Annotated in this window: 23 protein-coding genes and 1 riboswitch; all 23 genes read right to left on the bottom strand. The window is 45.9% G+C overall.

What is annotated here, in order from left to right:
• Positions 1-71 precede the first annotated feature (71 nt).
• A complete protein-coding gene (locus tag CHI14_RS00555; RefSeq protein ID WP_095286471.1) occupies positions 72-1121 on the bottom strand; it encodes a ThiF family adenylyltransferase in 1050 nt (349 codons plus the stop codon).
• Positions 1118-1885: a thiazole synthase gene (locus CHI14_RS00550; RefSeq protein ID WP_095286470.1), complete on the bottom strand. Its 768-nt coding sequence runs from the start codon at positions 1883-1885 to the stop codon at positions 1118-1120. The genes CHI14_RS00555 and CHI14_RS00550 overlap by 4 nt, the downstream gene beginning before the upstream one ends.
• A 3-nt stretch (positions 1886-1888) precedes the next feature.
• Entirely contained in the window at positions 1889-2092 is a 204-nt protein-coding gene (gene thiS / locus CHI14_RS00545) for a sulfur carrier protein ThiS (protein WP_095286469.1), read from the bottom strand.
• Complete coding sequence (thiO, locus tag CHI14_RS00540) at positions 2089-3321, bottom strand: glycine oxidase ThiO (protein WP_095286468.1); 1233 nt, start codon at positions 3319-3321, stop codon at positions 2089-2091. The genes thiS and thiO overlap by 4 nt, the downstream gene beginning before the upstream one ends.
• A 30-nt stretch (positions 3322-3351) precedes the next feature.
• Positions 3352-3978, bottom strand: a complete 627-nt coding sequence (locus CHI14_RS00535) for a thiamine phosphate synthase (protein WP_095286467.1) — start codon at positions 3976-3978, stop codon at positions 3352-3354.
• A 242-nt stretch (positions 3979-4220) separates the two neighbouring features.
• A riboswitch (TPP riboswitch) is annotated at positions 4221-4330 on the bottom strand.
• A gap of 109 nt (positions 4331-4439) precedes the next feature.
• Positions 4440-5990 carry an ABC-F family ATP-binding cassette domain-containing protein gene (locus tag CHI14_RS00530; RefSeq protein WP_095286466.1) on the bottom strand — a complete coding sequence of 517 codons (1551 nt, stop codon included), beginning with the start codon at positions 5988-5990 and terminating at the stop codon, positions 4440-4442.
• A 138-nt stretch (positions 5991-6128) separates the two neighbouring features.
• The gene (locus tag CHI14_RS00525; RefSeq protein WP_095286465.1) at positions 6129-7124 is read right to left on the bottom strand and encodes a hypothetical protein; all 996 of its coding nucleotides are present in this window, start codon (positions 7122-7124) and stop codon (positions 6129-6131) included.
• On the bottom strand, positions 7111-7662 hold the full coding sequence (locus CHI14_RS00520) for a hypothetical protein (protein ID WP_095286464.1): 552 nt from the start codon (positions 7660-7662) through the stop codon (positions 7111-7113). The genes CHI14_RS00525 and CHI14_RS00520 overlap by 14 nt, the downstream gene beginning before the upstream one ends.
• A complete protein-coding gene (locus CHI14_RS00515; RefSeq protein WP_095286463.1) occupies positions 7659-8057 on the bottom strand; it encodes a hypothetical protein in 399 nt (132 codons plus the stop codon). Before CHI14_RS00515 ends, CHI14_RS00520 begins: the two co-directional genes overlap by 4 nt.
• A gap of 16 nt (positions 8058-8073) precedes the next feature.
• Positions 8074-8559: an ABC transporter permease gene (locus CHI14_RS00510; protein ID WP_095286462.1), complete on the bottom strand. Its 486-nt coding sequence runs from the start codon at positions 8557-8559 to the stop codon at positions 8074-8076.
• Positions 8560-8623: 64 nt separating this feature from the next.
• The gene (locus CHI14_RS00505) at positions 8624-10690 is read right to left on the bottom strand and encodes a hypothetical protein (RefSeq protein ID WP_095286461.1); all 2067 of its coding nucleotides are present in this window, start codon (positions 10688-10690) and stop codon (positions 8624-8626) included.
• Positions 10680-12506 (bottom strand): ATPase, T2SS/T4P/T4SS family, encoded by a 1827-nt coding sequence (locus tag CHI14_RS00500; protein ID WP_095286460.1) that lies wholly within the window; start codon positions 12504-12506, stop codon positions 10680-10682. The genes CHI14_RS00505 and CHI14_RS00500 overlap by 11 nt, the downstream gene beginning before the upstream one ends.
• 7 nt (positions 12507-12513) lie before the next feature.
• The gene (locus CHI14_RS00495) at positions 12514-13344 is read right to left on the bottom strand and encodes a CpaE/TadZ family protein (RefSeq protein ID WP_095286459.1); all 831 of its coding nucleotides are present in this window, start codon (positions 13342-13344) and stop codon (positions 12514-12516) included.
• Positions 13341-14054, bottom strand: coding sequence for a hypothetical protein (locus CHI14_RS00490; RefSeq protein WP_095286458.1), 714 nt, complete (start codon positions 14052-14054; stop codon positions 13341-13343). The genes CHI14_RS00495 and CHI14_RS00490 overlap by 4 nt, the downstream gene beginning before the upstream one ends.
• 74 nt (positions 14055-14128) lie before the next feature.
• On the bottom strand, positions 14129-15145 hold the full coding sequence (locus tag CHI14_RS00485) for an SAF domain-containing protein (RefSeq protein ID WP_095286457.1): 1017 nt from the start codon (positions 15143-15145) through the stop codon (positions 14129-14131).
• Positions 15146-15175: 30 nt separating this feature from the next.
• Entirely contained in the window at positions 15176-16651 is a 1476-nt protein-coding gene (locus CHI14_RS00480; protein WP_095286456.1) for a serine/threonine protein kinase, read from the bottom strand.
• A 179-nt stretch (positions 16652-16830) separates the two neighbouring features.
• Entirely contained in the window at positions 16831-17880 is a 1050-nt protein-coding gene (locus tag CHI14_RS00475; protein ID WP_095286455.1) for an SAM-dependent methyltransferase, read from the bottom strand.
• A 6-nt stretch (positions 17881-17886) separates the two neighbouring features.
• Entirely contained in the window at positions 17887-18660 is a 774-nt protein-coding gene (locus tag CHI14_RS00470; RefSeq protein ID WP_095286670.1) for an ABC transporter ATP-binding protein, read from the bottom strand.
• Between the two features lie 2 nt (positions 18661-18662).
• Positions 18663-18980: a thioredoxin family protein gene (locus CHI14_RS00465; protein ID WP_095286454.1), complete on the bottom strand. Its 318-nt coding sequence runs from the start codon at positions 18978-18980 to the stop codon at positions 18663-18665.
• The gene (locus tag CHI14_RS00460) at positions 18980-19318 is read right to left on the bottom strand and encodes a cyclic-phosphate processing receiver domain-containing protein (RefSeq protein ID WP_095286453.1); all 339 of its coding nucleotides are present in this window, start codon (positions 19316-19318) and stop codon (positions 18980-18982) included. Before CHI14_RS00460 ends, CHI14_RS00465 begins: the two co-directional genes overlap by 1 nt.
• Positions 19319-19338: 20 nt before the next feature.
• Positions 19339-20187 (bottom strand): deoxyribonuclease IV, encoded by an 849-nt coding sequence (locus CHI14_RS00455; protein WP_095286452.1) that lies wholly within the window; start codon positions 20185-20187, stop codon positions 19339-19341.
• Positions 20177-20998: an Fpg/Nei family DNA glycosylase gene (locus CHI14_RS00450; RefSeq protein ID WP_095286451.1), complete on the bottom strand. Its 822-nt coding sequence runs from the start codon at positions 20996-20998 to the stop codon at positions 20177-20179. Before CHI14_RS00450 ends, CHI14_RS00455 begins: the two co-directional genes overlap by 11 nt.
• Before the next feature lie 6 nt (positions 20999-21004).
• Complete coding sequence (locus tag CHI14_RS00445) at positions 21005-21814, bottom strand: TIGR01457 family HAD-type hydrolase (protein ID WP_095286450.1); 810 nt, start codon at positions 21812-21814, stop codon at positions 21005-21007.
• Positions 21815-22005: the final 191 nt, after the last annotated feature.

The raw sequence follows: 22005 nt of genomic DNA, 5'->3' as shown, positions 1-22005 counted from the left end.
TGTTTGCTTAGCATGCCGTAAAACGAAAAAGTCCATTCCCCTATAGGGAACAGACTGGAGAATTTAATCATTTAGCCAAAGTATCGATGTACGAGTGTACGAGCTTCTGCAGTATCTTTTGTACCATGAACCAGAACACGTCCATCCTGAAAAATAACCAATCGATGCACCCCTGTCGTAAAAGAGATCAGGAACGGATTGACTTCGACTGGTCCTTCATCAAGCCTCCTCAGACGCTCAGCCGTATCTTGAAGATTCAGCTTCATGGAGCGAGAAGGACGAATCTGAACCGTATCCCTGCCGCATAACACATCGGTTTTCTCCAGATTGGCAGCGGAAAGGTAAGGATAGGAGGCGGTATTTCCGCAGGAAGGACAATCTGCTTTTTTGGCCCCATCCACATTTATGGATATGTACTCATTCCGCCATACATCAAACGACAACAGCTTACGCCGCAGCGCACCTTCATTACCGCTAAGAAGCTTCATCGCTTCTGCTGTCTGGTTCGCCGTTACCATCTGCACAGCCTGAGGTATGATGCCCGATGTATCGCAAGTATCACCACCGAGCGGTACCTCGCCAAGTAAACAGTTCAAACAAGGGGTATCCCCGGGCAGGAACGTATACGTGATACCATAACTCCCCACACACCCCCCATAAATCCAGGGAATGCGGTATTTCTGGGACATGTCATTAATCAGCAGCCTTGTATCAAAATTATCCGTGGCATCCATGATGAGATCTGCATTTTGAATGAGATCCTCCAGCTCGTCTGCACGGACATCCATCACCTTGCCTTCAATGACAATCGAGGAATTGATATCGAGCAGGCGTTTTTCGGCTGCCATCGCTTTTGGCATTCGCTGAAGTGCATCCTGTTCAACATAGAGCTGCTGTCGCTGCAGGTTGCTCCATTCCACATAGTCCCGGTCCGCAATGGTAATATGTCCAATACCTGACCTGGCGAGCGTCTCCGCAATGCCGGTTCCCAGTGCACCGGCGCCCACGATAACAACCCTGCTGTTGTTCAGTCGGCGCTGCCCTTCTTTGCCAAGCGGAGCATACCGTTCCTGTCTCGAATATCGATCACTTTGCTCCGTTGAATTTGTTTCTTCTATCATGTATGAACCATTCCTTCCGCCGGACTGCTGGCTGCCGCATAACGCTTAACGGGTATCATGCCTGCTTCATAAGCAAGTCTTCCCGCTTCAACTCCCATTCGCATTGCTTTTGCCATTTTAACCGGGTTTCCCGAACCGGACACCGCCGTATTCAGCAGCACACCATCCGCCCCCAGCTCCATGGCATAAGCAGCGTCCTTGGGGGACCGTAATCCTGCATCCACAATTACAGGAACAACCGCTTGCTCCAATATGATTTCCAGGTTGTACGGGTTGATAATGCCTCTTCCTGCTCCGATTGGTGAAGCACCTGGCATGACTGCATGAACCCCGAGCAGTTGAAGCCGTTTGGCTAAAATCACATCATCCGAGATATAAGGCAGTACGGTGAATCCTTTTTCCAACAGGATCTCACAGGCCTTGTACGTTTCGATCGGGTCTGGCAGCAGTGTGATTCCATCTCCGATCACTTCTACTTTTATCATATCACAAAGTCCTGAGGCACGGGCAAGTTCAGCAGTTCGGACAGCCTCTTCTGCAGTGGAAGCTCCTGCGGTGTTAGGGAGTAAAGTAAATCGCTTTAAATCGAGTGTATCAAGGAAGTGTCGTTTACCCCGTTCTTCCAAATTCAGGCGTCGAACGGCAAAAGTCAACACTTCGGTTCCTGACGCTTCTACCGCTTGACTCTGTACATCCAAATCGTCAAATTTGCCCGTACCCAACAACAATCTAGAGTGAAATGAATGATGTCCTATCTTCAGCATGTTTTAACCGCCTCCCACAAAATGTACGATCTCAATTCGGTCTCCGTCTCTTAATACAGTCGATGCGTGTTGCTCCCTCATCAAAATCTGACGATTTAACTCAACCACCACAGTTTTCACCTGCAAATTAAAGGATTGCAGCAACTGATCCACATGATTCAAATCGTCATCAATGTTCATGCTCTGCCCGTTTACGATGATGTTCACTGCATAATCTCCTTTCTGCTCAAACGCTCCGGACTCAATTCATCAATGCCAAGTTCCTCCGAAGAATGGCCAGCAATCAAATCAGCCATCAGACTGCCGGTTATTGCGCTCAGTAAGATGCCGTTTCTGTAATGTCCAAATGCGGCATATAGCCCAGGTATGCTTTTACAAGCTCCCAGATAAGGCAAACCGTCAGGAGTCGCTGGTCGAACCCCTGCCCAAGCACGGATAAACTGGGCTTGCTGAATTCCAGGGACCCAGCCTGCTGCGGATGTAAGCAGCTTTTGAATACCTCCAACAGTAACATCCCGATCTGAGCGCCCCGGTAAACTGGTAGCTCCGATCCAGACTTCGCCGTTTGCTTTGGGGACAATGTATACATTATCTGCATAAACCGTCTTGTCAGGTCTGTAATCTGCATCATGTTTCGCATATTGAATTGCTGCAATTTCACCTTTCACCGGAAGAGTGGGCAGATTAAGACCCACCTGTTTCAACATCTCTCCACCTTGTAATCCAGCTGCGACAACAACATGCTTACACGTTAATCTTCCAATCGACGTTTCCACACCCTGGATTCCACTCGAATCCGCAGTTAGACTTACATTCTGTACTCCTTCGAATACTTTGACTCCCATTGTCTGAGCTGCCCTCGCATAGGCACGTGTCAAATTGACAGGAAGAAGCTCGCTTTCTGAAGCCCTATATAGAGCTCCGAAAGTTTCCTTGCTTATCCATGGAGCTTCACGTTGAAGATTGGAATGATCCCACCATATTTTCTCTGTAAGCAAATCTGTACTTCTTCTGGTATCACTATACTTTATCATCTCGTCTTCATTCCGAAATGGTGTAATAAATCCATTCTGCTGCAGGCCAATTTCGATGCCGCTTAGTCGTTGAAGCTGTTCTTTTTGCTGATGCAGTCGTTTTCTACTTTCATATGCTAGCTTTGACATCACAGTAGTATGAAACGACTCGCTGTCTGCAGCTAACATGCCCGCTGCGGCAGAAGATGTCTCACTTGCAATACGCGCACGCTCGATCAAAATCACTTCCTTACCTCGTGAAGCTAGCTCATACGCGATGGCACAACCTATAACGCCGCCTCCCACAACAATCGTTTCCGCATGAAGCTTGCCACGAATTTCTCCACGTATTTGGGTCGTAAAAGCTGCTCCATTTCGGTAAAGGCTGCCACTTCGTCTTCGGCCTCTTGCTTCTCCGCTCATTCATTCACCTCCGTGATTTATTCTTAATTTCTATCGTTCAACAGTCCGCCTCAAGGCTGCTGCTGAGCGTTCGGGATTATCACTGGCCCATATAGAAGATATTACTGCGGCACCACTTGCTCCAGCTGCACGTACAGCTGCTATGTTTGCCGGTCCAATACCGCCAATGGCAATTACGGGGATGGAAACAGATGAGCATATTTCAGACAGTGCAACTAGCCCTCTCGGCTTGATCCCAGGTTTGCTGCTGGAGGAAAATACATGACCATAAAAGAGGTAATCTGCTCCGCGTTCTTCAGCTTCTCTAGCTTCGTGAAGACAATGAACAGAAATGCCGAGACGAAGTCGATAGCTTTTGTTCAGGCTGCTGCCTTGAATATTCGCCATATTGGACTGACCCCAATGAACCCCCTGAAATAATACATGTTTTTCCAAATCATCCAGATCACTAAGACCATTGATCACGATCCTATCAGATGGAATTCCTGCATACAGCAAACTATACGCCCATTGAATTTTTTGTTCGGTCGTTAGATGCTTCTCCCGAATGTGGATATAGTCAAGCCAGGGCCATGCATCCGCTGCCATCTTCACAAAACGTTGTTCATCCCCTATGCCCGGCGAAACAGCATGCAGTTCAAACGATAATGAATTCATAAGTTTCCTAGAGATATCCGTTTGGTTTCACCTTCCCTGCCGTCAATATGTAAGCACAAAAAAGCCACTCCCGTAGGGAGTGGCCGCGATAACATGTCAGTTAGTTAAATGAGCTTTACATGCCAGTTGTCAGGTATACAAGCTATTAAACCATAGCCTTGATATATACGAGATACCTTCATGTTCCACTTGTGAGCATCTACATTCGCTATAATATCGAATATTAATTGGCCCATATCATTAACTAAAACGCGCCACTTCCCTACGCTGGTATAATCCAGATCAGGTGCAAAGGGTCCGGAATCGCATTATTCCATCTCAGCCGCAACGAGCGGCCCCCCTAGTGATCGTATGAAGTTGTAGCCTATGTTACCATAGACACCTTTTTTTGTCACCGTTGATTTTTTAATCTAATGTTGATGAAGGTTTTGATTGTAGAGCACTTCATTGCTCCGCAACAACTAGTTTTTTTCAGACCAGGCTTCGACGTCCCATGTTTTGGTGACCCAATCCTGATAAAATTCAGGTTCATGGGAAACGAGCAATACTGTACCTTTAAACTCTTGCAGGGCTCGTTTTAGTTCCGCTTTTGCTGTAACATCCAGGTGGTTTGTCGGTTCATCAAACAGGATCCAATTGCTTTCACGCATCAGAAGCTTGCACAAGCGAACTTTCGCTTGTTCTCCTCCGCTAAGCGCACTCAGCGGACGAGTGATGTGCTCGTTTTTCAAACCGCAGCGTGCCAGATGTCCTCGTACTTCGTTCTGTGTCAGATGGGAGAATTCGTTCCACACATCTTCAATCGGCGTAATATTGCCAGCACGGACTTCCTGTTCAAAATAAGCCGTCTCCAGATAATCCCCCAGGAACGTTTTACCGCTAATCGGAGGTATTTTCCCCAAGATGGTTTTAAGCAGCGTCGACTTACCTACACCATTACATCCAACAATGGCTATCTTCTCACCACGTTCGATTGTCATTGTCATTTTAGGCAGCAAAGGGTAGGAATAACCAATCTCAAAATCAATTCCCTCGAATACTGTTTTGCTGCTGGCACGGGCATCTTTGAATTTAAATGTCGGTTTTGCCGCTTCATCTGGGCGATCGATTCGTTCAATCTTGCCCAGCTGCTTCTCGCGGCTTTTGGCACGTCCGGAAGTGGAGGCTCTTGCCTTGTTACGCTGAATGAAATCTTCCTGTTTCTTAATATATTCCTGCTGTTTCTCATAGGCATCGATATGTTGAGCTTTTTGCATATCGGCCATTTCGAGAAACTTATTGTAGTTGGCAGCATAACGCGTCAATTTAGCAAATTCCAGATGGTAAATGACGTTAACGACTTCATTCATGAACTCCGTATCATGCGAAATCAGGATGAATGCATAAGGATAATCTTTTAAATATCGTGTTAACCATTCGATGTGTTCTACGTCCAGGTAGTTGGTTGGCTCGTCCAGCAAAAGAGCCGTCGGTTTCTCGAGCAGCAACTTGGCGAGCAATACTTTGGTTCGTTGTCCCCCGCTTAGAGCAGCAACGTCACGATCAAGCCCAATAGCGGATAATCCGAGGCCATTCGCCATTTCTTCCACTTTTACATCAATCAAATAAAAATCGCCCTGCTCAAGCTGCTCCTGGATTTCACCCATTTCTTCCAGCAATTTTTCAAGCTGGTCTGGATCTGCATCAGCCATCTGGTCAGTAATGGCCATCATTTCCTTTTCCAGCTCAAGCAGGGGAAGGAAGGCATCTTTTAAAACGTCACGGATTGTTTTGCCAGGAGTCAGCTTGGTATGCTGGTCCAAATATCCGTACCGGACCTTTGGTGTCCACTCTACTTTCCCGCTGTCTTTCAGCAATTTTCCGGTCAAAATGTTCATTAAAGTGGACTTTCCTACACCATTAGCTCCAACCAGGCCTACACGCTCTCCTGCAAGTAAACGAAAAGATACATTTTTAAATAACGTGCGGTCACCAAAATTGTGACTGACGTTTTCCACTGACAATAAACTCATGAGATGAGGTTGCTCCTATCTATTTAACATTACTTTTTATTCGGTATAGTTGATACCGGTCAAGTTCTGAACTGAAACCCTATTTTAGCACAGGACCTGCCTTTTCTGAAAGCAATGTAGTAGGCGAAGCAGTCTTACTTAGTGAACAACCTTGTTAATGTAACAATTCCCCTCAAAATACCCCGCCGCCGCGGCCTGCTTCGCATCGGTAAAAACTTCTTCAGCTCGGAAGTTATTCTTACAAGTTGCTGGATAATAATACTTTATGCTGGTAGAAGGTTCTATCCCTCCAATGACTGCTGTTCTTTTAACCAGCCTTCCTCCACCGATGGCATAGGTGTTTACCTTCTGGCTCCCTACAGGCAAGCCCTGAATAAAGGCCATGATCCCCGTATCATTAATCGTATTGTACCAATCCTCCTGAGAAATAAGAGGCAGCGTAAACGTATAGGATATCCCGTTTCTTCTTGCAAACTCATTATGCCGATTAATGACTTCGGCGAGATTCTCCTGTACGCTCATGACAATGCGAGTTTGTCTGACCTGCTCAAACGAATCTGAATTTTGCAGCAAGGGAATTCCACTAGTTGAAGCGAGTTCTCTTTGAAAACCTTCAATCCATTTCCCCTGAACGGCATCATAAGCATATACATAACCGTCGAGTGTAAAATTAATGCTGCTTCCGTCTGAATCTGAATATGTATAGGGCATTTTAGGACTCCATACCTGGCGGTACGAATCATCAGTCTCACCAGTCATCTCCCCTTCCTTAGCTAAGATATAATAACCATCGTAATCTAGTACGACTATGGCTGGTATATAATCAAACAATGCATGTATCGCATTAGGATCATCATGTATGCCCATATTCAAGGCCATCGTCTGAGTGAATGTCTGAAGCGCCAGTTCCTTATCTGCCTTTACGAATTTGGTGGAATCATAGCCTGCCTCACTGTTTTGCTTCTCATTCTGGTGCATTACATTTCCCGCGTCCAATACAGCTGTTTGGAGGGCCGATCTATACCTTTGATTTAGAAGATGAGCTTCATCCGCATTAAGGGTATGCCGAGAAATCATCCAAAAAAAGGGTAGAAATATTAGAACAAACACAATGGACAAATCAGTAATCTTCATTCAGAACCATGCCTCCATAAGTCGTAAACACTGCTGCCGCAGGAGCCGTACCATTCAGCCACTCGCGAATCAGCATGGCTGGTGTCCGATTGGTATTTTTAAGTGTAATCGTGAAGAAGTCACCCATGGTCAGTGTGTATCTACGAGGCGGATCATCGGCTGCATACTTGTCCGAGACAGGAAACATTTTTTCTAAGATTTGTGCTGAGTAATAGGCATCCTGTACCGTCTCATACGATCCTGTAAATGTACCTTGATCCATCGGATCGATGTAGTGAGGAACATATTTTTTGTGCAGATGCTCCATGGTAATCTCGTAAACATTGCCTGTTCGCGCCAGCTGTTCTTCAAATTCGGCATACATCCCAGGAGAAATGTAACCTTTCGTTCTGACCGAATCCACAAAACGGGTAACCGTCTGATAAGTGGTCATTCGCGCTATATCATCTTGTCGATCTGCCGTTTCTGCAGCCGGATATACATATAGCAGAAGTACTGCCAGCATAACTGCTAGCAGCTTGGATACAGCATTTATCAATTGATACTGGCCTCCTTCCAAAATGCAATTCGAAGCAATTCCCCGCTATCATTTCTTATAAACTCCGGTTTATAGGAAGCAGACACGTGAACAGGTATGGTCGCACTTCGGTAGATAAGTGGGTCTATCGTATACGTTTTCCCGTCAACCTGCACTTCGACTGCTGTACCCGTCATTTGTCTAACCGTATGTAACACCTCAGCTCCGCTGTAACGAAGGGGTTTGCTTATTCTTAATGTCGTATTTATTCGTCCTTCCATGTCTTCATTCGTGTGTACGCTTGAACTCAAAGCACTGTCCAATACGCTAACGCTTTGTTGTCCATACAGACAGGCTGTTACAAACAGGACAATGGCGGTGCAAAACAACATGAGCTGCTGTGTATTCCGGGACAATGAAAACCAACTCCTGTCAGGATTGCTGGAAGATTAGTCCTCTCACCACATTTGATTTGTCTTTAACGATTACGGCCTTGAACTTTCCACTTGGATTAACGTATTGATTGTCCTTTTCGCTCATGGTCTGATTAATACTGCCCACTTTGTTATCTGGAGCAACAACTGAACCGTAGTCCGCATTATTAATATCCTGAGAAATGTTCAACTCATTGCCATACCACTGACCACCCTTGTTTTTCCCTGTAATGACCTGAATACCAAATTGATCCTTGTCCGCATACTTACGCAGTGCGTTAGTAACTTGGGAGCCACTGATCGTTGTCCCGTCATACACCGTAAATGCTGCCTGAGACAATTCCGTCTGGATATCCGCAAAATTGTTCTGCGCCGTTTTGGTCGCCTCCTGAGCCGAAATAAACAGCAGCACCACAATCGTAATAAGGGCAATCGTCAAAAAGATCCCTGCTGCTACCTTTAAAGCACTTGAAGCATTGTTCATGTTAAATCCTCCTAGGTTTTGATAAATAAATGTATATCAGACTGAACGGGTTTAATCTGAACCGCTACAGTTTCTGAATTTGTTCATAATAAATGTTCATTTGCAGGAAGCTCATACCCACAAGCGGGATCACCAGATAGAGGAAAATAAGGGCATACATAGGTGCAAAGCCAATCATTCTGCCCCATGAGGCTTTTACATCTATCATTCTGGTATACTCCTGCTTCCGCTGATCAAAATAAAAAGCCATCATGCTGTCCAGATCATCAAACGCTTCACGAATCGATATTTTACCGAGTGCAAGCTGCAGTTTGTCTACCAAACGCTGAAACTCAGGCAATCCTGCATCCTCTTTCAGCTGCTCAAGTGCATTTTCTGGTCCATGTTCAAAGTGCAGCAGACATTTTTGAAGTGGTCGTTTGAAAATGACGGCAAAGCGATTAAGCCATTCCAAAATCTCTTCGACGGACATCCGGTCCATCTCACGCAAAATGGAGATCACCGTCTGATATTGGTAAATTTCATGCTTCATGTCCATGCTTCGCATTTTACGCTGGAACATCATGAGCCATATGGGCATGTAATATCCAGCCGCGCCGATAAAAATGGCAATCAGCAGCTCCCACCAGTGCAAATACTGCTTGTTGTATATTTCGAGCTTTCGAATAATGCGCAGACTCGTTTCAGTTTGTGTATCAGAGTCTAGTGGCATGGAGGAAACCTGTTGTAACATGTTAAACACGTCATCATAACTAGTTCCACGTTTCATGCCTAACTGCTCCATTACCTCTCGGTCCAAAGCTGTTTTTTCGGCAGCCTGATTCAGTTCCGCTTCGGCCATCGCTCCAAACATGCGGTCATCTCTCACCGGATCGTATAAAACATGATTTCGTTCAATATGATGAAGCAGTAATATACAACCGATAGCCAGTGCAAAGGAGCACACAAATAACATCAGTCTGCGGATCGCCAGCCACTCGTATTTTATTTCAGCGCTGCTCTCCCTCATCAACCTTACAGTCTGGGTATAATTTGTACTTCCTGGTTTGGCAGCAAACAACATTGCCAATTTGCGAATGAATTTTTGGTTATACAAAAAACGGTCCATGATGGAAGGTTTGTGTCCTGATCGGAATCGCGTTTCATCGTAATGCTGAAGTCTCTGCAACAGCAAGTAGGCCAAAATAATGATGATATAGATGGATATTTTGGTTATAAAACCAAGCTTGCTGCGGTAAAACTCATCCATGGTCGGGAAACTGCCTCTTGCCCAGCGTTCAATGGGAGCCGTAAATAATACCGGAGCCAGCGCAATCATATTCAATCCTTTTAAAAGGTAATCCAACTTGTCACGCCGCAAAATTTCCAAATGAATTTCCTGAGTCAGGTTTCCCAAACCTTTCAGGTATATTGAACCTTGAGCCCTATCCTTGTCCCCAAACTCCATCACCATATAGGAGATGCCAGCAAAAGCCTTCAGAAAGCGATTGGGGGCTATCTCGTAATACCTCTCCAACGCTTCATTGGGATCTGGTGAAGTCAGTGCCTCATAGATTAGCAATACCTGATCAGCTGCTTCGCCCACACCAGCTTCTCCAGCTTCATAGAGTGCTTCTTCGATCATTCCATGCTGGTGGTATCGATGTCGCACGTCCGCAAACAGATCCAACATTTGGACCAGCAGCCGTTTCTCTGTGCGATTCAGCCACAAGTCCACAACAAGACTATGGATTACGACAGCGCAAAGTACAGACAAAATGACGAAAGCAATCCCTGGTTGCATGAAGAACAGCACGATACTAATACTTCCGTACCCTCCCGCAACAATCAGAACAACAGTCATGGTCATGCGTCGTAAAGAGGCTTCATCTCCAACATGTCTGAATGAGATCCGTTTCTGAATAAAATAGATGTAAGATGCCAAAATCGGCACTCTCATACCCCAGCGATAGGACTGCAGCAGAAATGACCTCACCCGGACCGTTCGATTGGCAACAGGAGTTGTTGCTCCAGGAACTCTACCGCTTAAGCCCTTCCCCCTCTTTTGACAGAATTGGAGAGTCAGGAGCGTAATCACGAGCCCGGAGATACATATACCCAGCAAAAGGATAAGCCACGATTTAGTTGTCATGCATATCACCCCAGTGCCGCTCAATAAACCGTTCAAACTGTGATGCATCGTGCAATGTCATTTGGTCCCGCATATCCATGATGCAGCTTGGTGACAGGGGAGCAGTTACCACATATTCGCCATCCTTGTATTCAATGACATTACGAAAAGCAAACCCTGCCCGTTCTTCCACACTGTCCACCTGATCAGCACGAGGCAAGCACTCTGTAATTCGCTCTATGTATCTGCGTCCTTCGGGATCCTTTTTCATGTGAACATCAAAATTGATGACACTCACGACCTGTTCCTCAGCAATGTGCTCATGTTGAAACATGCCTGTTTTGAGCAAAGAGTTGCGGAGCGAGAATACCAGATCCCGGAATGTCTTGGCATGGTGGGTAAACAGAGTGAACAAACTCGCCACCTGTGACATTTGAATCATCCAGGCAGCAACCTCATCACTCGCAACCTCTCCCAGTATGTTGACGGTACCATCTGTTTTTTTCTGCAAATCCAGTCCTTGTTGACCTGAAATATGTTCCGTCTCCCGAAAGCTCAAAATATTACGACGACTGTAGATTCGACGCAGCTGCAGCTCGAATGCCATTTCTTGTACACGCAGGGTGTAAGAAGCATAAATATGCTTGACCATCGCCATTAGCAGCGTCGTTTTACCAGAGCCCTGAGCACCAGTCACAGCTGTAATACGGCTTCCTTTCATGAGGTACTGCAGCAATGTGATTGGCAGTTCGGCATTGCTGCCGGTTATTAATTGCTCAAGCGACGCATTGGGAATATCGAATTTCCGGACAAAAAACGCCCATGATTCTGCAAAAGGAGGCCGTACCACAACTACACGTGAGCCATCCTTCATTTCGTTAACCTTATATCCATTCGCTTCAGATAACTGACCAGGATAATTATATTTATAAATATTCTGACAAACCCTCTTCAGCTCGCGTGTACTGCCAAACGATAAAAATGAAAGATGGATCGACTTCCCTTTGTAAAAAATCCAGACACTTTCCATACCACTTAGCGGAACTTCAATGGGTGTATCCTCTAAGCCGTCTTCCAACAAATCATTCCAGGAAGCCGGGTGCTTAATTCCGATATCCTGCATGGCATCCAGCATACCGCTAACTCCACCGCTAACCCCGTCAATTCGCTGGTCTCTGATTTCATCTACAACCGAGAAACCTTTGTAATGTTGGTATATCCGCTGGACGATAATATCCGTTTTTTCTCTAAATCCAAGTTCACGGTATTCGCATTCAAATACATACCGGATATCTTCCTCGGAAACATAATATCCACCGCCATCCTCAGCACCATCCTCCAATCGGAGTCTGCCCAGGTCGTAAGTGTCAATCAAACGTGACAAGGCATCGACGCCGAACTGCTGTCGGTATAGGTAAAAGACAATTTCAAATTGGTCTTGAACGGATAATAGATCGGGTTCCGCAAAAAGGATGACTTCATCCACATTGGTTTTATTCAGACCTATGTTTCGAGTGAGTAAGTCAGCAATCAGGTTCTTTACATAGGTTTTGTCACTTATGCTGCCAGAGACACAGCCTTTCAGCGCTTTTCTCATCTCGGCCCGCTGATTGATTCTCCTGCGATATTCTTCTTCATGAAGACCGATATCAGCAAGCTGACTATGACTTATTTCATGCAGCGAGTTCTTCACCTGTTCAGTTAGCATTTCAATCGTAAATGCCTCGCGTTCAGGAGTTCCTGCATTTTTTTGCCGATGGAATGATTTTGTTTTGATCCAGATGTATGTCAAAACAGCTATCACAATAAAACTGATCCCTATCGTATTCCAGAGCATTGGAGGTTCAGGCTCCCCTTTCCAGCCTTTTCAGAACAGTACGTATACCTGCACCGTCCATAATCAGGCGAGCAAGTTCAGCCATACTGGCGGCCATGCTCCCTTTTCGAAAATCTCTATTGTTACTCAATCCTTCAAGCTGCAGATACGTAGCCGTATCCCTCCGATTCACAGCATCCAGAAATGCGGTCGTATAAGGCACAATGGATATGGATCCTTTGTAACCGAAACTTCGGCGAATGTTGTTAAGAGTTGCCCTTGCTTGCGGATCATACTTGTTGATGACTACATGCATGTTTTGGCTACTTAATTTATCAGGTTTGATGTGTTCAAAAAACAATTCCAGATCCCGCATATTTTGTGTCAAATTCACTACAACATAATCCGCTTGAACCAGTAGATCGGTCGCATCCATTCCCTCACGGTCCACATCCAGCAAAACCATATCGTAGTACTCATTCGCCACTTCCAGCAGTGCTTTCAACGTTTCAATATGTTCTTTGGGCGTACGTTCCATCTGGTTAATTCTTCCGGTCAATAAATCTAATCTATCCCGTAGTAGCGGCTTCGCGTAATCCTTCAAATTATGCTTATTGAGGCTTCCGCTTATATGTAATCGTTCTACTGCATCCCAACCACCCTCTTCAAATCTGAACAGACTGTCAGCCTGCCCTAATTCCATAGATGGAAGCGGTGCTTCAATTCCACTGCCGACTGGACCAGTGTTCACTAATAAAACTCGGGTCCTGTATTGAAGTGCCATGGCGTAGGCGCTAATTACTGCACTGGACGTACTACCCGAGCCTGCAAAAGGACTCCAAAACAAAATGTTGCTCATGCTCTCATCCTTTCCGCTTCCTTGATCGCTCGGCGACTTCGAACACTTTCCCATCCAGTCAATTGTTCGAACAAACGACATAGTGATTTTTTGTAACTCCGTGATAAAGGCCCTAACCGCACCCGACGGTGATGTTCATTTTCCAATTTCACCGCAGCCGTCAGTTCATCCCATGGAAGTATCAAAGATTCGCCTGTCCAAACAAAAGGACTTCCTTCCAGATAGGCCCATAGGTAACGTTCATCCAATTTGCAGTCAACTGCATTAATCAGAATGCGCTGAAATGAAAGCTCTGTTGGTAAAGATTGCTCTTCAAGGAGCCGACTCAACCAGCTTTTTCCTCGTTCCAGATTGTAACGTTCATAATCACTCACCCAGACTCGAATATCAGCCGTGAGCCATAATTCTCTTGAGGCGAAATGGGAGGTTTCCATGTCATACAGGACATAATCATAAGAGTCCATACCTTCTCCACTAGCCTCCAGATGACTCTCAACCGCGGCCGAAGTTACAAAGTGACAGGCAATATCAAAACCCTCAAATTCAGTGATGCCCAGTGAATGGTGTCCTTCTCCAACCACATACCCATACTTTTGTTGTAAGGTTCCGTCAACCAGTAACACCCGCTTGCCTGAAGTGGCTAAAATTTTGCACAGATATAACATAAGATCATTTTTTTCACATAATCCAGCGAAAATCCAAGTTTGCACGTGACAATCAACTCCTTCATTCGGGGCATTAGTTCGTTGTTATCAGCATTATATTTTTACATTTTGAATGTCTACTACTCTCCTCCGGTCAACAGACTTTTCTGTTCATCCGTATATGCGGAAGACTCCGTGGATTGACTGTTTCCATTTGTCGACTGCTGATCGCTTCCTGATCCGTCATTCCATATAACTTCGTCCGAAGTATTGTTAGAGCGAGGTCTGCTGTTATGGGATACGGATGATTGTGCAACATCTTGCTCAACACTTTGGGAGGGCGCTGTCATGGATGCAGCCAGAGAGCTCTCAAGGGAACTCCGTACCTGTCTCGTCAACTCCTGTTCTGCCTTTCGAACAATGTTCGGGTCACTTTCAAGCAGTTTCAGCACTTCACTATTGGCAGGGTACGTTGGAATTGCAGATGTCTGGAACTGAGGCTCAACATACGTTAGTGCATAAATTGAAGCTTTATGTAAATAGGCATCTACGATTGCGCTGGACAGCGACAGAATCTCTTCCTCGGTCATGGTAATCCACAACGTCGCTTCATTCAGACGCTCTACTTTCTTCTTGGACAGAAGGATGTAGTCCTGACCTGTTGGAAATTGGATGCGAATGTCTATATTATCGCCTTGTGCAAGTGAAGTGGGTAATAAAACGACCTGCAGTTCACGATTTCTTAGATCTGGCGGTGCTGGCGTGTCTTCATAAACCATTTCGGTTGTTATGGCTGTTCCTTTTTTCAGTTCTATTTTGGCTACTTGCCCATCCATCTGTTTGGTGCTGGACCATAAATTACGTGGCGCTTGAGCATCAGGCACTGCGATAAGCTTAATATCCTCGGGTAAGATCGGTTCTCCTGCTTCAACGTCACGTACCGTTACCCAGCCTTGTGCTCCTGTGTTCCATTGCTGCAGCAGCTCAGCCTCTTTTTGTTCGTAAGCTGAAGCATACTGGGACTCCATTTCAGATTTGGTGTCATTCATTGTAATCACGTTGTAGATGACATATCCCCCGAATAATAATCCTACTGCTCCCGCACCCGTTAGTCCGGCATAGATCATTTGTCGGCTTTGTTTTCTTAATTTGGACAAAAAAGGCTCTCCTTTCACAAGCTGCTCTAATCATGATTTTATTCTTCTTGCAAAAAACGAACGCTTCTTGGGCTGCTGCCCGATCAAATGATTCAAAATATGGGCTAATACCTTGTCTGTCTGAGGATCCCTGTCAAAAGGATCAATGTGCAATGGAAGTCCGTACACACTTGATGTATTCAATGTTCTACGTACACGCTGAACAGCATCTGTGGCTGCAAGCGGCAGACAATAAATCCATTTGTCTCTCGGATAACGATGATGCGAACGAACAAATGCATTAATCTCTGCCTGTTTCCACTCAGCACCTGACCCTACAACAATAGGCAGGTCTGCTCGCAGAAACTCCTCCAGTCGATTCTGATCCTGACCACTCCCCAGATCCATAACGATGAATTGATAGCTGCCACCCAGCAGAGACAAAATATCTGCTCGTCCGGACTGTTTCCAATAGTGCACTCCGTCTACTGCAAACTGTCTGCCTGCCGATAATGGCTTTCCAGCTTGGGCAACTTGCTGAATCCTTGCAAACGATTGGGAGCGCGGCGACATCTCGATGACTGCCACCTTAAACTGTTGTCTCTCCAGGTAATGGCTAATGGCTATGGCTGTATGCGTAACCCCAACACCGGAAGATGCACCTGTCAGAGCAATAACTCTGGTTCCACCGCTAATTGTCAATGTTGTCGATTCATTACTTTCCGTTATTCCAGGTCTTCGAAGCAGTTCCTTGCGGACTTCATCGGCAGATTGGAAACGTTCCTCGGGGTTCTGTCTCAACAATCGCCGAACAACCGGTATGTAAGTGCGATGTACGTCACTGCGTATGGAACTTTCGACGCCTTGTATCCATTCTGTATATGAACCACCCGTCATGAGATAGAGCAGCAATGCTCCGAGCCCATACAAATCCGACCTTGCATCCGTCTGTCCGGTACCGTACTGTTCGGGAGCAGCAAACCCTGCCGTACCCAGTTTCACCGTATCCTCTGTATGCTGAGCCTTGAAGCTGCGAGCAATGCCAAAATCAATCAACCTGACTTCATGGTCCGGGGTTATCATGATGTTGGATGGCTTCAGATCACGATAGATCACTGCTGGATTCAGACCATGCAAATAACTGAGCACGTCAAGTAATTGGAGCACAAAATCTGTCATATGTTCGAGGGGTATCCTTCCGCGACATTGCTTGTGATAATCACTCAGTGTCTGACCCTCAATGTATTCCATTACCAGGTACGTGTAGCCCTCTTCATCCGGTACAAAAAAATCAACAATCAGTGGTAATCTGGGGTGCCTGAGTGATGTCAGAAGGGCAGCTTCCGTCTCCATATTGGACTCGTAAGGTACCGTAACAACACTTTCTTTTATCGCCCAGGTCTTACCTGGCAACTTCATATCTTCTGCCTTATAAACGTGACTCATCCCACCTGTACCCAGCACGGACTCGATTCGATATCGTCCTCCCAGCAGGCTTCCGTGTTCCAGCCTCGCCGGATGTCTCATGTATAATCCTCCTTTCTGCATAACAAAAAAGGGAAAGCTTACCGAAGTGTAACAGTCCGGTTACCCGGACTTGTCCACCTCGGGATGCTTTCCCTTGGAATCATTATGGTTAATATTGGTATCATTATAGTATACGCCACAAGATATTGTAAAGTAGTAAATTTAAAATCTTTACGTGCTTAATATTTAATCATATAAAGTGTTATTTCCTCGCGATTGTGGAACAACTGTTTGGATCGTTGAATCTGCATCCGTGAACGCTCAAACGTATCAATGACTTCCTTGATCAGCGCGAGTGGTTTCTTATGCAGCAGTTTCACCGTAACAACCGCTGTTCCACCGGATTGAAGACTGTATAACAAGTCCGAAACGAGTCGGCTCATCAACTTGGGACTCCAGCTCATGTCACAGACAAGCAGGTCAAATTCACCTTCACGGAACCGTACATCACCTGCATTCTTTTTCAAAAACGTAAGTTTGGGCGATTCCAGAAGTGTGGCATCCATTTTGGCCGGGTCCACTGCTGTGACTTCTAGTCCTCGTTCTAGCAAAAAGGAAGTCCAACCACCAGGGGCAGCACCAATATCAAGCGCCTTGTGAAACGATGCAAAATCAATGCCAAACGTCTGCTCTGCCTCAAGCAGCTTGAATTTGGCTCGCGAGATCTGGCCTTCCTCTTTTTGAAAGCGTACAGCTCCCCCGCTCCAGTCGGAAAGGTTCTGATCAGGTCGTGATATCCCAGCATACAATGCATTATCTGCCGCGAACACAGAAATAACAGAGTCCGCATCGCGAACAACCCACTCACAGCCTAGTGTATCCAGCTTTTCGGTCAACCATTGCTTTAATGAAGCGGCGTTCTCCAGCCAAAATGAACCTTCCGTTTTACGGACCTGTAGTGCCACTTTGGTTCCGGTCAACTCCGTATGGTTTGTAATAAAGGCAATCAGTTTCTCCATAGCCAGATCAGAATCTTCCGTATTCTCCTGAAACTGTACAGGCTGAATGTGACGTAAAAACGTTGGATTTTCCTCAAGGAGTTTGATCGAAACCTCTTCTTCTGTTACCGGTAAGCCCGCAAGAAGCACTTCACCCGGTACAAGTACCGTGCTCTTAACAGCACCAAATGTACGGCGCAGTTCTTCCTGAGCATAAGGTGCAAAGCCATGATTGGCTGTGCAGATAAAACGGGAGAAGTTCCCTTCTCCGCTAGACGACTGTGTACTCAACTTGTGTTACCCTCCAGAACGTACGCGAATCCATGGTCGATCGTGATCCCACTGAATGTCGACCGGAATGTCGTACGTATGCTTAATTGTATCCTGTGTCAGAACATCATGTTTGTTTCCTGCTGCAGCAATACGACCTTCGCGAATCAATGCTACATGTGTAAATAAGGGCATGATCTCTTCTACATGATGCGTTACATATACTACTGTTATATTGCGCTGACGAAGTCGGTCGATTTCAGCCAACATTTTTTCCCGTTCATACAGATCGAGTCCAGCGCACGGCTCGTCCATAATTAATAACTTAGGATCCGCCATCAATGAACGTGCCAGCATGACTTTTTTTCGCTCGCCCTGGGAAATTGTACCCAGCGGGTGGTTAGCCAGTTTAGCAAAGCCCATGTCATCCAGAAGATTCAAGGCTCTGGTCTTCACTTCATCGGGAATGGTCTGATAAAAACGCAAAAAGGCAAATGCACCTGTCGCAACGACCTCCCAGACCGGATCTCGCAGTGTCAGTTTTTCAATCAGCGTTTGACTGATGTAACCTATCTCTTTTCTGACTTCACGAACGTCACATTGCCCATATAAGTTCCCCAGCACCTCAATACGCCCTTGACTGGGGAACATATATCCATTCATCATTTCCAGCAGCGTTGTTTTTCCTGAACCGTTACGTCCCAGAATGACCCAATGCTCGCCCTGCTCAATATGCAGATGAACGTCATCCAGGATCTGATTATCCTCACGGCGAAGAGAAACATGCTCCATCGAAATAATCCTCATTTTAGGACCGCCTTTCGAATTTCATTTAGCAGGTGCTCCACCGAGGACATTCGATAAATCATTTTAGGTACGTCCTGCTCACCATCAAAGAGCATCACTGCAGGTACGCTTGAAATTTTAAACTGCTGCACAAGATCCGGAATATCATGAATATTCATTTCAAATAATGTGTTCTCAGGCAGCAAATGCTCCGCGATTTCCAGCATTCTTCTCGCTGCAGCACAAGTACCGCATAAAGGGGTGTAGATAAATACAGCTTGAGGAATACCTTCCCACACACCGCGCATCAAAAGCTTCGTATGAATGGGCTTCATCAGCTGAGCTCTCCCGCAGCAACCCGAAGCATAACCTCACCTGTCATCGGACCGTTGTGTACCTTTACAGTGTCAGGTTTATTGGTATATAACAATTCGTACATCTGACGTTTGCCATACATGCTGGATGTGTGTAAATAGATTTCGCGCGGAAACAGCCCTTCCCGTACAATGGCTGCCGCAACTTCTCCACCATTTGGAGAATCCGGACCCAATTCATAATCCAGGGACAGGATATCCACGTCACCTTCCCTGAGCAGCATCAGACATTCTTCAGCATTGGTAGCCAGGACAAATCCCTTGGGACATGACCGGTAATCATCCAAGAAAACATGCATACAACCACTCCTCTCCCCGTTTACAACCAGGAACGCATGACCTCAATATCCTCTTTGTGCGTCCCATCCTCACCTGTCTCGGTTTCCAACACAACGACAGCCCGTTGGAACTCAGGTGAACTCAACAATTCTTGCATCGCTTTGCTTCCTATAAATCCTTGACCGATTCGCGCATGTCGATCCTTGCACGAGCCCGAAGCATATTTGGAGTCATTAAAATGCACAGCAGCAAGTGCATCCCAGTACCCGAGCTGTCTGCCTTTTTGAACCATATCCCGTTCACTATTGCTGTGCCACATCCCTGAAGCAAAAGCATGACATGTGTCAAAACAAAAAGCAATATGCTCCGGATATTGGCTCAGCTTGCGAATCTGAATCATTTCTTCCATGGTCGTGCCCATTGGACCGTGGTCACCTGCCTGATTTTCGAGCAAGATCTTTGCCTGTCCATTCCAGTCTTCCAAAACCGTATCCAGACAATGGATAAGATTCTGATACCCTTCAAGCGGCTGATCACTCTTAAGATGACCAAAATGAACTACCGTTCCTACTGAACCGCACGCGTCTGCTATATGCAGATCATTCCTTATGGAAGCTACGGTAGCATGAAACCCCGCCTCTCCTCGGGTCATGCCCAAAGCCGGATTCGTCGGATAGGGTGAGTGTGCAATGGACGCAATGCCATGCTCCTCACACCACTCCCGGCACAATTCAGCATTTTTAAGGTCAGGATCTTTCAAGCCAAGGCTCCGGGGGTTCTTCGGAAAATATTGAAATGCCGTTGCCCCCATCTCATATGCCCTCTTGGCTGCTTGTAAAAATCCTCCTCTCGTGCTGACGTGTGCGCCGATTCCGTAATTAGGCCTCATGCTGACAATTCGGACAGAAGAAAGCCTTCTTCCCCGTAATTTCCACTCGTTCAATCGTGCCTCCACAACGTGGACAGCTTTCCCCTTCGCGATCATATACCCGGCATTGCTCATCAAAACTTCCTGTTTTCGTGTCCCCTTGCATCAGCGGCATTTCCATATAACCACCCTCCGATGCTGCTTCACGGAGCACCGATTGCATAGATCGGAACAAACGCTCTGTGAGTTCTGGAGAACTGGCGATGTTCTGTGTTTTGGAACTAGGTCTCAAACCTGCAGCAAAAGCAATTTCATCTGAGTAACAATTGCCTATACCAGCAATAATGTGCTGATTAACCAGGGTCGTTTTGAGCGTTCCGCGGCGTCCTTTCAGCAATGAAGCAAAGCGCTCAGGATTCATGCGTCGATCCAGTGGCTCAGGTCCAAGATCCGACATGGCTTCTTCTGTTTCCTTGGATGTAAGCAGGTGCAAATAACCCAATCGAAGTCCAATAAAGAACAAGATACGATCACCAAATTGAATCTCAACTTGTGTCGACCGATCGGGACGATCTGCCTCAGTCCCCCAGTAAATCATGCCTCCCAGCATGAGATGGAGCACCAGTCGTTTACCGTTTGCCAAATGAAAAATAAGATGCTTAGCCCGGCGCTCGACAAAAATAATACGATTGCCTGTAAGTTCGCGCGTAAATTCCTCTGGCTCTTTATTAATCGATTTTTCCCGATTAACGACAACACCAGTAATAGGTAAATCAAGTATTTCTTCGGACAATAATGTCCGATAGTTTTCCATTTCCGGCAGTTCCGGCATCTGTATCTATCCCTTCTTGGATGCTTGGCTCGCTTGTTGCGACAGCCACTCAATCAGTTTATGCAAATCATCAAACACATGATCAGGACGTATCTTGGTCGCACTAATATGAGTGTCCATATTTTCTTTCGTTGTGACTCCGGTTAATACGAGTAATGTCTCGCATCCAGCTGCTGCTCCTGCTGCAATATCAGTACGCATATTGTCCCCGATCACAGCCACTTCATCAGCCCTTAAATTTAAACGGTCAATCGCGGACTTCATAATAATGCTGGAAGGCTTCCCGATTACAGTTGGTGAAACACCTGTAGCCGCTTCGATCGCAGCACCAATCGTACCTGCTCCTGGAGTCAGGCCATCATCAGAGGGTAGCTGCAGATCTGGATTGGTCAGGATTGATTTTGCTCCATCATTAATCCAGCGCAGTGCCTTGGTTAGTTTTTGGTAGGAAAATTCTCGGTCAATGCCTTGAATGACGTATTCCGGCTTTTCTTCCGTCCTCTGCAATCCTGCTTCATCGATAGCCTGAAGTAAACCAGCTTCTCCAATGCAGGCAACCTTTGCACCAGGAGATTCTTCAGCAACATATTCCGCAGCAGAAACTGCAGAAGTACAAACTTGAGATGCTTTCGCTGGAATTCCCATTTCGTTCAAGTGATCTGCTACCCCTTGCGGGGTACGTGAAGAATTATTTGTTACAAATAAATAAGGTACAGCCTGTTCATTCAGCGTCTGAATAAGCTTGTCTGCGCCTTCAATCCGATGTCTGCCATGATAGAGTGTTCCATCCAGATCGATCAGATAGGCCTTAATCATACAGAGCACTTCCTTTCTTTTAGACCATTAACAATTCATGTCCTTAATTACATTTTGATGTTTTTTTGATCCATAGCTATGTATTTCAAAAAATAATACGGGCTTGCTCGTATGAGCACGCAACACGTCGAACCGAATCGAACCCAGACGTTTTGACTCGCGCGCCTTCTGTACAAGCTTGTCATTTCCTG

It is taken from the genome of Paenibacillus sp. 7516 (assembly GCF_002272715.1).
Taxonomy (GTDB): Bacteria; Bacillota; Bacilli; order Paenibacillales; family Paenibacillaceae; genus Paenibacillus; species Paenibacillus illinoisensis_A.
The sequence above is the reverse complement of the archived record's forward strand: the minus strand, read 5'-3'. Positions and strand labels throughout refer to the sequence as shown.